This is a genomic window from Fibrobacter succinogenes, from assembly GCF_902779965.1.
Taxonomy (GTDB): domain Bacteria; phylum Fibrobacterota; class Fibrobacteria; order Fibrobacterales; family Fibrobacteraceae; genus Fibrobacter; species Fibrobacter succinogenes_F.
On record NZ_CACZDK010000029.1, the window covers coordinates 31458 to 44867 of the forward strand.

Annotated in this window: 10 protein-coding genes, 1 pseudogene and 1 CRISPR repeat array; of the genes and pseudogenes, 3 read left to right on the forward strand and 8 right to left on the reverse strand. The window is 40.8% G+C overall.

All coding sequences use genetic code 11. The annotated features are described in order from the left end of the window. Nucleotides 1-77 precede the first annotated feature (77 nt). Nucleotides 78-1313 carry a PD-(D/E)XK nuclease family transposase gene (locus HUF13_RS12935; protein WP_173475528.1) on the forward strand — a complete coding sequence of 412 codons (1236 nt, stop codon included), beginning with the start codon at nucleotides 78-80 and terminating at the stop codon, nucleotides 1311-1313. Nucleotides 1314-1474: 161 nt separating this feature from the next. Next, entirely contained in the window at nucleotides 1475-2194 is a 720-nt protein-coding gene (gene sfsA, locus HUF13_RS12940) for a DNA/RNA nuclease SfsA (protein ID WP_173475529.1), read from the forward strand. 200 nt (nucleotides 2195-2394) lie between these two features. On the opposite strand, the pseudogene HUF13_RS17610 reads toward sfsA, so the two are convergent. The 6 genes and pseudogenes from HUF13_RS17610 to cas12a all read right to left on the reverse strand — a co-directional run. Beyond that, a pseudogene (locus HUF13_RS17610) lies at nucleotides 2395-2604 on the reverse strand (ATP-binding protein); the annotation flags it as partial. Nucleotides 2605-2626: 22 nt separating this feature from the next. After that, a complete protein-coding gene (locus tag HUF13_RS17405; RefSeq protein ID WP_304039148.1) occupies nucleotides 2627-2851 on the reverse strand; it encodes a hypothetical protein in 225 nt (74 codons plus the stop codon). A 479-nt stretch (nucleotides 2852-3330) separates the two neighbouring features. Then, nucleotides 3331-4451: direct repeats of the CRISPR family, unit length 36 nt; unit sequence ATCTACAAGAGTAGAAATTTTATGAAGCTTCTAGGC. A gap of 184 nt (nucleotides 4452-4635) precedes the next feature. Next, nucleotides 4636-4908 (reverse strand): CRISPR-associated endonuclease Cas2, encoded by a 273-nt coding sequence (gene cas2 / locus HUF13_RS17615; RefSeq protein ID WP_173475530.1) that lies wholly within the window; start codon nucleotides 4906-4908, stop codon nucleotides 4636-4638. A gap of 2 nt (nucleotides 4909-4910) precedes the next feature. Then, nucleotides 4911-5879: a type V CRISPR-associated endonuclease Cas1 gene (gene cas1 / locus HUF13_RS12955; protein WP_173475531.1), complete on the reverse strand. Its 969-nt coding sequence runs from the start codon at nucleotides 5877-5879 to the stop codon at nucleotides 4911-4913. Further along, nucleotides 5866-6432 (reverse strand): type V CRISPR-associated protein Cas4, encoded by a 567-nt coding sequence (gene cas4, locus HUF13_RS12960; protein WP_173475532.1) that lies wholly within the window; start codon nucleotides 6430-6432, stop codon nucleotides 5866-5868. Before cas4 ends, cas1 begins: the two co-directional genes overlap by 14 nt. A gap of 43 nt (nucleotides 6433-6475) precedes the next feature. Further along, nucleotides 6476-10264, reverse strand: a complete 3789-nt coding sequence (gene cas12a / locus HUF13_RS12965; protein ID WP_173475533.1) for a type V CRISPR-associated protein Cas12a/Cpf1 — start codon at nucleotides 10262-10264, stop codon at nucleotides 6476-6478. A 955-nt stretch (nucleotides 10265-11219) separates the two neighbouring features. Between cas12a and HUF13_RS12970 the strand changes: the two genes are divergently transcribed. Then, nucleotides 11220-11990, forward strand: a complete 771-nt coding sequence (locus HUF13_RS12970; RefSeq protein ID WP_173475534.1) for a DUF6261 family protein — start codon at nucleotides 11220-11222, stop codon at nucleotides 11988-11990. A 187-nt stretch (nucleotides 11991-12177) separates the two neighbouring features. On the opposite strand, the gene HUF13_RS12975 is transcribed toward HUF13_RS12970, so the two are convergent. Together HUF13_RS12975 and HUF13_RS17410 are read right to left on the reverse strand one after the other, a co-directional pair. Next, nucleotides 12178-13008 carry a PD-(D/E)XK nuclease family transposase gene (locus HUF13_RS12975; protein WP_304039150.1) on the reverse strand — a complete coding sequence of 277 codons (831 nt, stop codon included), beginning with the start codon at nucleotides 13006-13008 and terminating at the stop codon, nucleotides 12178-12180. A 78-nt stretch (nucleotides 13009-13086) separates the two neighbouring features. Next, on the reverse strand, nucleotides 13087-13410 hold a 324-nt coding region (locus HUF13_RS17410; protein ID WP_304039152.1), incomplete at its 5' end, for a PD-(D/E)XK nuclease family transposase.

The window sequence follows — 13410 nt, forward strand, 5'->3', positions numbered from 1 at the left end:
GACGGCGACCGTGGTTTATGGCTGTTGTCTTTGCAGCTTTCGCATGCGGGCTTTAACAAACTTATACGGAGATTCAGATGAATCGCACACAACATTATTCCTTGCTCAGGGCAATGGAAATCGACAAGAAAAACCTTCTCAAGTACCAGGAAATCTACAACTACGCCTACATCCTCAGCGACGGCATTTTCAAGATTGTGTTTGCCGAAGAAAAGGACCATACGCTCCTCATTTCGCTTGTGAACGCGATGCTCGACTTGCACGGCGGTGAAACCATCAAGGAAATCACGCTTGAAATGCAGGAGTTCCCCGGCGCGTTCACCAAGAAGGACTGCATCGTGGATATTATCGGAACGACCAACGCGGGCGAACGCGTGCTAGTGGAAGTGGTCAACAATCTCATTCCTGTTTCCAAAACAAGTTTTGGACAGGAATGGATTCAGACATCCTTCGGCTATCAAGCGGCGAAGCCGCTTTCCCGCAATAAAATTGCGGAGCCTCAAGGACAGCAGCAGGGTGACGAATTTTACCGCGACCGTGTGGAATATTACATGTCCCGCGTCATCGAGAATCAGGTGCATACAAGCGAAAAGTATGAGTTGCCGCGTATTTACTTCCTCGGGCTCCTGGACTTTACACTTTTCCCGGAGGAGCCTCAGAAATACATTCACCATGTCGATGAAATGTGCAACGGGAGGAAGTTCTTCCCGAAAATCCAGAAGATTTTCGTGGAAATCGAGAAATTTTTCAGGCTTGAAGAAAAGGGGATTACTACAAACGACAACTCAGAAGCCGCTCAGTGGCTTCGCGCCATCAAGGTGACAATCAACGAGGAACCCGTTCCCGAAAAGATTATGCAGAACGAGACCTTCCGAAGGTTGCTCGACTCGGTGAAATTGATTAATTTTGCAGAAGAGCTTTTCAACTGCGAGATAAAAAACGTGACGGACTTGATGGCAGAACATGAAATCGGATTTGCCGAGGGCAAGAAAGAAGGTCATGCTGAAGGTTTTGTTCAAGGCAAAACTGAGGGACACGCCGAAGGACACGAAGCGGGTCTCGCTGAAGGTCGTGCGGAAGGTTTCGCTCAAGGCAAAACTGAGGGACACGCTGAAGGCCGTGAAGCGGGTCTCGCTGAAGGTCGCGAAGCAGGACGCGCAGAAGGTTTTGCGCAAGGCAAGACCGAAGGGTTGAACGAAGGCGAACTGAGGAAAGCTCGTGAAATAGCAAAAGGGCTCCGCGATGACGGAGTCCCGATGGAAATCATCGTCCGCAGATCAGGACTCTCCGAAGACGAAATCCGCAAACTGTAAAAAACGCTTTCACCTAAAAAACTCCCGCCGGCTCAGTTCAAAACCGGCGGTTCTTCATATACTGGCACAGCTTGCCAATAATAGATTGTTGCTCGCCCATCAAAAAGCTAAAGAAACGGATTGACAAGGACTTTGCGAAAGATGTATATTCATCACGATTTATGCAATACGGTCAAATTGTAAAGGCGACATTCATTTCTCGACCTAACCGCTTTATAGCCCATGTGAACATCAAGGGGCAAAAGACCGTAGTCCACGTGAAAAATACGGGCCGATGCCGGGAACTGTTGCAACCCGGCGCTGTTGTTTACCTCGAAGAATCTACCAATCCCGCCCGCAAGACTCCTTACGACCTCATAGCAGTGGAAAAAGTTACGCCACGAGGCACGATTCTCGTAAACATGGACAGCCAAGCTCCAAACAAAGTAGCGGCAGAATGGATTCGAGCAAACAAGCGGCGGTTTCCAAAATTGCAACTAGTACGCCCTGAATTTACCTTCGGGAATTCGCGATTCGATTTCTACATTGAATTCAATGGCCGCAAGATGTTCCTGGAAGTGAAAGGCGTTACCCTAGAACACGACGGTTTTGCCACCTTCCCCGACGCCCCCACGGAAAGGGGAATCAAGCACCTGACGGAACTCACCCGCATAAAATCGGAGCAAATGACCGCCGAAGACGGCACGCCCTACGAATGCGGCGTCCTGTTCCTGATACAGATGAAAGGCTGCAAGCGCTTTGGTCCCGACGACAAAATCCATCCGGAATTCGGCAAGGCCCTCCGAGGCGCCCAAAAAGCAGGTGTGGAAATTTTCGCGGTGGACTGCAAAGTCACGCCAGACAGCCTCGTGGCCGACAAGCCCGTTGACCTGTTTTTGTGAAAGGTCGCGGTGGGGAAGTTTACATAGGGATTCTCGACAATCAGCCCAATTACCTTTTGCTCGGTTATACCGACATTTATACCGACATTCACCCACTCAGTTGTCTCATTTTCGCCAATTAGGGCACTTTTTAGGGCGCTAAAATGTACCCGCATCCCGTTTCCAACAATCTCGTACCAGGGCAAATCTACACCGAGTTTCCGACACGCGTCGCAAATTTTTTCGATGCAGCGACCCCAGTTTTCAATATACCCGGCACGGTAGAATACACTGGCAAAGTCGGGATTATAGGGAATAGAATCATGCGGGTTCATCAGCGTTTCTGCAGTCCACCCATCCGGCAAAACGCAACGATTGCTTATGATAACGGATTCGTTTTCCACCCGAATCTGAACGGGACTACCGAACATATAACAGTTATGGACTATCGCATTATACGATTTTTATGAGAGAATCTTCAATGGTATCCTGGTACTGCAAATCAGCACCATCACCAAACCGGCCTATTTTTACATAGCTTCCGTTTTGAACTCGGCTAGGGTCGCTATAAAATTTTCGGCCATAATTGAATCTTTTTAAGCTCTGCATCAAATCACGGCCCGTAGGGAATCCATACGGGACACTGCAACCGGCACCTATGATAAAGACATCAGACATTAATCGTTATCCTACTTCCGTACCGGCTTTTTTCTTAGACATTATCTCAGTCATTTTCTTGGACATTTTCTTGGTCATTTGACATTTCAATACTTTATTTTGGAGGGGCGAGTTTTCCCTTTGGATTTAGGCAAGTTTTTCTTTTGATATTCTATTTTCAAATCTGGATGTTGCAAATAGAAATTTTTCTTTTCTTGTTCAATGGCCAGTTTCAGCTCATCTTGCGTGGGCATATAGGGCATGTACTTTGCCTTGAATATCTGATTTGAATCATGTTATACAGAATAGCGATTGATATCTTCATCTGTCTTAGAACAGAGAACTATGCCAATAGTCAGATTATCATACATCCGTATATACATCTATGCAAACAGCGAAAAAAGCCACTTGCTTGAACTGTCAGACGTCTTTTCACTAAAGAACGGAACAACTAAAAAAATTTGTCTATATTCATGACTTAATCTGAAAGCAATTCACAAATCTACAAGAGTAGAAATTTTATGAAGCTTCTAGGCGTACAAATAATTCAAAATCCTTATTTTCATCTACAAGAGTAGAAATTTTATGAAGCTTCTAGGCAAGAGAGCACTTACGAAAGGCGGAACGATCTACAAGAGTAGAAATTTTATGAAGCTTCTAGGCAATCCCTTTGTTGGAGAATACTTAAAAATCTACAAGAGTAGAAATTTTATGAAGCTTCTAGGCGAAGTTAGCGTTAGAGCCAACATTGTTATCTACAAGAGTAGAAATTTTATGAAGCTTCTAGGCTACAAAAGGGAAAAACAACATGGCAAAATCTACAAGAGTAGAAATTTTATGAAGCTTCTAGGCATAAAGGAGACAAAATAATGACAACCGACATCTACAAGAGTAGAAATTTTATGAAGCTTCTAGGCTGACGATTAATGAGGCGTGAGCTTGAATCTACAAGAGTAGAAATTTTATGAAGCTTCTAGGCCCGCTTGCGACAATCGCATACATAAACATCTACAAGAGTAGAAATTTTATGAAGCTTCTAGGCCGGCGACGCATCCTGTATCGCATTCGGATCTACAAGAGTAGAAATTTTATGAAGCTTCTAGGCCATCGTTTCGGCGGTGCGTGGTTAGACTTATCTACAAGAGTAGAAATTTTATGAAGCTTCTAGGCCGCGAGCTTGCTAAAGGATGTACTTTGTAATCTACAAGAGTAGAAATTTTATGAAGCTTCTAGGCGAGCTTCTATCACGAGGTGCTTCCGTAATCTACAAGAGTAGAAATTTTATGAAGCTTCTAGGCCGACGAGGACGTGGATTTACCATTTTAGCAATCTACAAGAGTAGAAATTTTATGAAGCTTCTAGGCGTACCCTCGGATACATTCCCAACCAGGATCTACAAGAGTAGAAATTTTATGAAGCTTCTAGGCCCTGACTCTCGTTTGCACGTACAAGCCATTATCTACAAGAGTAGAAATTTTATGAAGCTTCTAGGCTTGTGCCCAGTGCGCAGATGGTATGGGATCTACAAGAGTAGAAATTTTATGAAGCTTCTAGGCGGCTCGTTTGTCGAAAACGCAGAAAGCACATCTACAAGAGTAGAAATTTTATGAAGCTTCTAGGCTCTACATTTATAATATAGTTTAAAATAGTAAGAATTTCAAGGAAAACGAGCGACGTTTGAAAAACTTCTTAGACATACTGCTTAGATGCGCACTAGCAACAAATTTGATGCTAACTTTATGATATACAACGAAATACGGAGTTGTCTTGAAACTCCATCAAAAATGTTAAGACCGAGGTTTGCATTAAAAGAATAACAGGTCCTGATCACGATGAACAGCATTTCCATATTTGATAGTCTTTTTTACATCAACATCAAATAATATGACGCTGTCATCTGGAGAAAACTCTTTCTTGAAATAGGTCTCTATTTCCATTTTCAGAATGTCAAGAAAACGTTGTGTATGATTAACTTCGTACACTGAATATTGAAGTCGTATAGCTCCATTTGATTGGAGCATCTTTGAGAAGGTAGTTCTCAATTTGTCGTCCTTTATGTCATAGCTTACTAATAGCATTTTTACTCCAATATGAACAAGTCCATTAAATCAGCACGTTCCTTCATAAATGCTCTATAGTACGACTGCACGAATTTGAAAACTTCTTTTTTGTAGTTAACTAAATCTTGATAAAATAGAGCCGCATAATCAGAGTATTTCTCAAATTTCAACAAGTACTCTTTTTTGACTATATTAAAATCATCCTCTTTTATTTGCTTAAGATTTAAAGCCTTCCGAACTTTCGCATCAATTAAACAGCGAAAAGGTTCCATGATATCACATACTAAAGACTTTCTCTTGAACCAAAGTCGGTGATAAACGCCAACATATGGGTCAAACCCGAATAACCGTAGAAAGACCTCGATGTAATTGAATAGAATTGTGTAACCAATATCTAGCGTTGCGTTTATAGCGTCATTCTTTGCCCGAGGAAGCCTAACGGTCCAATTGAATCCATCGAAGTAACTTTCAAAGAATTTCTTTGAAATGTAGCCCTCTGTACCCATAAGTTCGTTGTAATCATCAATGCCGCCTAGATTGTCCAGGGCTTTATCGCACAATTCCCTTGCTTCAAGTATCGCGAAACTTTTTAATCTTGTTTTTTCTAGAGTTTTCTTTTGATTCATTATTTTATTTCGAACAATTTCTCTTGCAAAGGAAATGTCTGTTTTTTCAAAGAAATATTGCTTTTGATGCAATAAGAAATTGGCTTCGGCATGATTAGCCCAAAAAAAGACTGGTCGCAAATTAGATTTCATTACAACAAGAGCCACGTCAAATTTTTTGCATTTTTCCAGTAAAGGCGTTGTTATTGTAATCGGCCCAATGATAAAGAGAGCCAAGATCTTTTGGAACGGAAATTTTGTGAGAGTTTTGTGTTCCTCACCTTCTTCAAGAAGCAGTTCTCCTGAAGAAACCCTTAGGTTTCGCTCCTTTATACAGTTGATGACGAAAATGCTTCGACATTCAATGTCTTTACTGGTAAACATTTTCAACCTCCGCTTTGTCACATAAGCTGTTGTATATACAATGTTGACATTTGCTAGCAATGACGCTTATCGAATCAGATGGATTGTAGTTTCGAAATTTTGTTATGAAATCTGAAAATTCTTTTTCTTCTTCTTGGGTGGGTATGCCAATAGGGTGCATTTTATTTGTAGATATTTCATAAAAAGCGAGACTTTCTATGTCATAACCCATTTCGTGCATACAAAAATATTGCGCCCACAATTGATAGATTTGCCCCCGAAATATTTGCTTTAATTGATATTTGCGTTCTATTAATTTCTTTTCGTTGACCTTGAACAAATCGATTTTACCTAAAAGACCGTATTTGTCACTAAAAACAGGCAAAGCGGTAATACAGTCGTTTCGCGGACTATAGGTTTTCTTGTCTATGCCAGTATGGGCAATTTTCCCTCGAACTTGAGGTGTTGCGTAGTATATGGATTCATCAGTCTCCATATAAACATTATGGAGATATATGGAATAAGGACAGAAGATGAAATCATTCAATGTAGATATGAGTATGTAGTTATCCATATACAAAAATCCGGAGATTTTACCTCCGGATTGGTTAGAGGTTTTAACGATTTCGACTTTGTGCAAATTTGAACCAATCTTCGTGCGAAATTTTCAAATCTTTACCTCCAGCGTCAAATACGTTCTTTATTAGATATAGCCCCTTAAGTGCAATATGGTACGCTCCATTTGCATCTGCATTCTTTGGCAAGGAGTCGCCACAAGACCTACTATCATAGAATTCTCCTTTTTTGTTCATTACGGGAGATACAAGATAGTCTTCATCAGTATTTGGAATGCTATTACGCATTTGAAGAGTTTTTTCAAACGCATAGCAAATATCACCAAAGAAAGAAGCTGTTTCGCGAGAAGCCTCGACAGAATTGATTGCAGAAAGAACGTCTAATTGGTCTGTCAAAGCTATGTTCTGTTTTGCGAGAGCTGCCTTGATGATCTCAACAGGGGAAATCGCCTTTGCTGATTTTGATTCCTTGTCATACACAATTCGTTTACCTTGAGAGTAAACAGTCCACTTCTTGATGTAATCCGTTTGGAAACACTTGAATTTCTTGTAATCAAAGCTGAACAAAAATCTGTCATTCTTTCCGTCATAAGTAATGTCTTCAAAGTGAGAAAGGAATTCTTTTTTCTTTTCTGCACTCGTCAATTCTGTCATATTGAACAGATTTGCGAAACCTGTGGTCGGATCAATCTTTGATGTATACGCAGCAGGAATATAGAACAGAAATCCGCTCTGCTTGCCCAATTTCTGGAAACTATCAAATTTTTCCGCAAGTTGATAACCTTTAAGAACGCCACCTACATCTCCTTCAGGCTTATTCTTGAAAACAAGATAGTTGAGTTTGTCAATCAACATTTTTTCGAACTTCTGATAAACCTGACGTTCCACACAGAAACGACCTCGTTTAAAGCCGAAGTTTAAATCTTCAAGAACGACAATGGCATTATTTTCAATCATTGTTGTGGTGATTTCATGAATTACCTGGCTCAAGAAGCCCTCTTTAAGGTCCTTGATTTTGCCAACACTACTCCAACTCCTTCTAGCAGTGTCTCGTTCCTTTTCACGTTGAACAAGTTTTGCTTGGTAGTTGACTGACTCAACGATATTGAAACTTTTCTGCTTAAGAATTTCACCCTTTTGATTTATCAATGTCATATAAAGCAAATGACGTTCGCCACGGTCGATGCCGATGATGTTTACATCAGGATTGTCTTTCAAAAAATGACGAACACGTTCATTCATGTATTCATTCTTTGAATCGGCCTTGAAGTTTAAAGTTAGCGGCACATGGAACTCAAACTTGTCTTGCGTGTATCGACGATCCTTTACAATTTCATGCTTGACATCCTTAACGACAGCTACATCAAGATACCTTTTTGCTTCATCGCTAAGTTCGCCATCAAGTTTCCCGTTGAAATAGCGGAATAATTCGCCAAAGACTGATTCCGGCAAAGGAAGACCATCTTTTCCTATTCGATTCACAAGTTTTTCGCCAACTTTATGACTATAAGGTTTTTTGACGCTGCTAGGTCTATAGAAAAGTTCGGCTTCGCCATTCAACTTGACAACAACATCTTTCAAGTTTTCAGGAGAGAATACGGACTTCCAATACAGAGTATGCAAATTTGGAGAACCCTTTGCTCCAGGAGCGAAATCCTTGTTGTAAATCTGGAAGAGGAAGAGCTTTCCTTCATTCACCCATTCATCAATTTGGGGTGTGGGAATTTTGGAGAAGGTGATTTTGTAGCCTTGATCTGTAACTTCCTTGTAGAAACCACTAATATCCTCGTAGGAAGAAGTATCCGAAAATTTGAAATCAAATTTCTTCCAATCAGGATGCTTTGCAATGGATTCCTTAAAGAAATCTATCAACTGATGGCAAAAACCAATATCAAACAAGTCGCCTTTTTTGTGTTTACCAGCGTTATAGCCGTCAAGAATATCTTTGGGCGGTTTAAAGGTTGCTAGCCCCTTTTCGGAGAAGAAAACCTTTGGTAACATCTTATTCGGACCAGGCAACAGCTTATACACCATTTTATCGTAACAATCTTCGCTTTCTGAAGTCTTGAAATCTTTGATTTTAGGCTTATTTTTGGCATTCATAATGCCGAGATAATACAATCCATTTTTCAGAAGCAAAATGGCTGTGTTTGCTTCCTCTTTGTTTTGATCCCAACCGTCTGCCAATGTGGGATTGTCAAAATTCAACTTAAACTTTTCAGATTCAGTCAGTTTCTGGGTTGCATAATTACGAATCTTATTGTAAAGAGGGACGACGAGAGAAAGTTGGTCGTACAACGGCATCAGTTCGTTGTAGAAAGACAAGTCTCGATTTTCTGCATCAGAAATCAAGGGCTTGATTGAATGCATGATTTCTATTAAGGCATCAAGGAAAGCCTTCAGTTTTTCAATGACTTTAGAATCTTCTCTTAATGCGTTATTCTCGTTAAAAGTTGCTGAGATGAATTCATCAAGATTCCTTCGGTTATCTCCACAAAGAATACTTTGGACCTTCGCCTCAAAATTATTCCAATATGATTCAATCTTAACTCTTGAAATCTCTTCAGAATCACTTTCTGCAATAGCAAGATTCAATGTTGCTATGGAGAATTCATTGCTCTTCATCCATGCGTCTATTTTCTTTTTATTTGCAGCTTTTTCTGCAGATCCAATTCTATTTTCGGCATTTTTGAATAAAATTGCATTAATTGTGTTCCAACTTTTAAACAGTTCCAAAGAAATGCTGGAAAGTTCTTCTTGATTAACATATATGCTACCCAAATCAAATTCTGTGATTCGCTTAATCAAGGAAGACAATTCTTTAAGGACATTGACCTTACGACCGGCAATATCACAATTCAGGATTTGCGATTCGAAGAATTCTTTCACACTTTCTTGAACTTGAGAATCAGTGGAATAAGATTCCAAAATAAAAGATTTTGTTTCGCGATCACTAAGAATTTGCTTGTAAAGAGGAATCATCTTTGTCGCAAGACGCTTTTGTGCAAATTCGGGATGCTGTTGGCGATAGAGGTTCGAGAATTCATTGATGCCTCTTGTCTTTTTCTCGCCACCTTCACCACTGAACCCCCCAATCACTTGATTAAAGAAATCAATTCCAGATTGAGTCAATACATCATTATATGCATTAAGTTCGAAAATGTTAGCAAGCGGTTTTCCGTTCAAAAAATCTTTTAATTCATTTTCTGCGTCAGACAGCACTGAGGGAGCATTGTCTTTCAAAATATTATAAACTTCGATATTAGACAAGAACTTCGGGAAATTGTCATGAACTAAACGGTATGGAATAGCAGTACTGATGGCTTCGTCCGAGTAAATGTTTTGCCGATTTTCTTGGAAACCTGTAAAATAAGACGAAAAACCATCAAACGTATCAATGGCAGGCTGTTTGCCAAAATGGTCTGGGAACACTTTCAAAAATAAATCTTTAGGAGTAGATGCGGTCAGTTCTTTATAGTGGCCATGAGTAGTCAGAGCTTTAGCAATTTTCTTTCTAAATTCCGTCTGGGTTTTCTCAAGTTTCTTTTTACTTGCGTCAGATCTATCAAGAGATCTTTCAATAGCTTCTTTAAGGGGGTTCCAATCTATGCAAGGAAACTTACTAAGAGCAGCGTCAATAAAATATTTATGATATTTGTCAATAATCTTTTTCGCGTCAAAATAGTCGTTGTGACGTTTTTTATCATTTTCAATGATGCCAGTTTCTTTGATTTTTTCAAGTGTTTTTCCCATTGGCTTCAATTCAAAGCGCAGGGTTTTGGAAACTGGGTAAAGTCCAGTGAACTGGGAGAAGTATGTATTTAGGTTCATTTTTGCCTCTATATATTATTCTTTTTCAATATAACATCTTTACACGACAAATACTGACATTCAACTTATTTTTCAAAAAAAATCCCCCCCCATCATCGAGCCGTGCTTCATAAGGCAAGGTGATTCCATTTTTCTTCTGCCTATACCATATCGTTAGCCTACTCCTTGGTGTTTTTTCCGCTTTGCCAGCGTGCTTGAGCAGGTTATGCCTGCACTCTTCGGCGTTCACGATTTGTTCACAGTACGTTTTTATCAAATCGGAACGGATGTTTTCAATAATCGGCTAACCCCATTCGTAATTACTTCGGAAATTGCTCTTAAACTTTTGTAGAAGCACTTTCCCACTTTTGGGAATGCTCTTAAACTTTTGTAGAAGTACTTTCCCACTTTTGGGAAAGCTCTTAAACTTTTGTAGAAGCACTTTCCCACTTTTGGGAAAGCTCTTAAACTTTTGTAGAAGTACTTTCCCACTTTTGGGAAAGCTCTTAAACTTTTGTAGAAGCACTTTTCCACTTTTGGGAAAGCTCTTAAACTTTTGTAGAAGCACTTTCCCACTTTGGGGAAAGCTCTTAAACTTTTGTAGAAGCACTTTCCCACTTTGGGGAAAGCTCTTAAACTTTTGTAGAAGCACTTTCCCACTTTGGGGAAAGCTCTCAAACTTTTGTAGAAGCACTTTCCCACTTTTGGGAAAGCTCTCAAACTTTTGTAGAAGCACTTTTCCACTTTCGGGAAAGCTCTCAAACTTTTGTAGAAGCACTTTCCCGTTCCTAAAATCATTTTTTAAACAAGTTTTTACAAATAAAACACTATTTTACACAAACTTGACAAAACTTGTACAAAATCAAGCAAAAATAGAGCAACCAGCTATGCAACCGGCACATCTAATTTGTTGAAAGGTGGTTAGAAAGCCTTTCAGAAACAAAAACCATAAACCTTCTAGAACGAGGATAAAATAATGATGAAAATCAATACTATCAGCAACAAGAAATTACGCAACGAAGAATTTTTGGGTCTCCACAAGAATTTCGTTGAACTGACAGCCAACATCACTGCAGAAGAAATTTTAACGCCTATCGAAGCTTACCGTACCGCCGTGACTGAATTTGCAAATTCGATTGAGGTTTCCGTTGACGATAGTGCTGCAAGCATTGCTGCCCGCCTTGACAAGGAACGCAACATTGCCTACACCGCCTGCAAGAACTTTGTGAAGAGTATCAAGCTTCTCCCCGACAGCGAAATGCAGGCCATCGGCTCGGCGCTCTGGAAACTCATTACCGAAAACGCGGACCCGCTCAAGCTTAATCAGGACCAGTCTACCGGTATTTACGAGAACCTTATCGCAGGCTTCAAGAACACCGGCAACGATACCCTGAGCAAATGCGGATTCAAGCCATACCTCGAAAATCTTGAACGCAAGCAAGCCGAATACTTGAACGCCGTGCAGACGCGCAACAAGGAACTTGCCTCAAAAGAAACTGGTGTCAACAAGATCTATCGAAAAAAATGCCTGGAAGCGTTCAACCTTGTAGCCACACTCGCCATAGTGAAGGCTACAGTCAACAAAGACGAGGCCTGCACGCAGTTTATAAAGGCAATCAACCACCACATCGACCAGAAAAAGGTGCAGCTCAAAATTCGCAAGGGAAAGAGTAAAGCTACCGTAACGCCAGAAACCGCGGTAGCCAAGCTCCATACCGAAACGAAGGAAGAGGAAAATGCCGCATAACATTAAGCCACACAATTCATACAAAATAGCTCCCGCCTGATGAAGAATCAAGCGGGAGTTTTTTTTACAAATTACAGTTAAACGCGGTTAGAACTGTATGGATCCTCCTAACGGAGGATGACGGTTGCTATTATGCAATCTAAATTTGTACATTCATGGTTCGAAAATCAAAGGCACATGCTTGCTGTTACTTGATAGCATCGCCTGACGATGAAGCCTTAAGCTCAAGAATCTTGCTTTCAGGCAGATGCGAATACTTGACAATTTTCTCGATAGGTTCGTTATTGGAAAGCATATCGAGAGCCATTTCAATACGGCCTTTTTCAAGGCCTTTAATCTCACCTTCAGCACGTCCTTTTTCAAGTCCCTGTTCATGGCCCTGTTCATGGCCCTGTTCAAGACCCTGTTCAAGACCCTGTTTAAGCCCCTGTTTAAGCCCCTGTTCAAGACCTTTCTTTAAGCCTTTCTCAAGCCCTTTCTGTTCGGCACGGACTTCCAACAAGGCCAAATGATCCAATTCCTCTTCTGTCCATACCATATCGTTAGCCTGATCCTTGATGAGTTTTTCTGACGCTCGGTTCACTAAGATCCTGTGAATAGCCTTCGCAATAACGGAATCGTTGAAGTCAGGGAGCTTTTCTGCTTTGCCAGCGTGCTTGAGCAGGTAAAGCCAGCGTTCTTCTGCGGTCATGATTTCTTCGAAGGTTTTGTTGAACTTCGTCAAATCATATAGAATATACATCATCTTATCGCTCAGCGTCAAGCCGTCCTTGTTGCGGACAGCCCAATCACCACGGAAATTTTTCTGTTCGCTTATGGGAAAGTCACAAATCCAGATGGCGTAGGTCGGAGGTACTTCATAACGGTGAATTTCGCGTGTGGCGCGTTGTTCTTTCGTCAAGTCAGAAGGGAGATTTCCAAAAATCAGCTGGTCCCATTCGCATTTGCTTTGGAGCATGAAGGCGCTGTGTTGTAAAAGAACTCTATCGACAAAATAGTCTGGTTTCGCCTTTTGCATTTGACGCCTACGGCGTCAGCTGCTTCGCCTCAGTTATAAAAACAAGCAAGCTTGTTTTTGCAACGTTCGGCTAGCACGCTACTCTACATTAATGTGTATGCCATTCGAGGTTGTCGCTCGGATATCGAGTCTAAAGGACTTGACCGCCGGGAAAATAACATTGATTTCTGAATTTTTGATGACAACCGATTCTATTTTGTTACTCTCTTTTAAGTGAAATACACCATTCAAGAAATTTATCAGAGCTTCTTCATCGCTTAATAAAGCCTTGAATGCGGCATCAAAGAGCGGATCGAGATAAGTGTGTTTCTTGATTTCTTCGATAGTTTTGTCAACCAACTGGTCACGAGAAGTCGTGATTGAAAATTCGAGCGTTTTTTGTTTTTCTGACATAATTCTCCT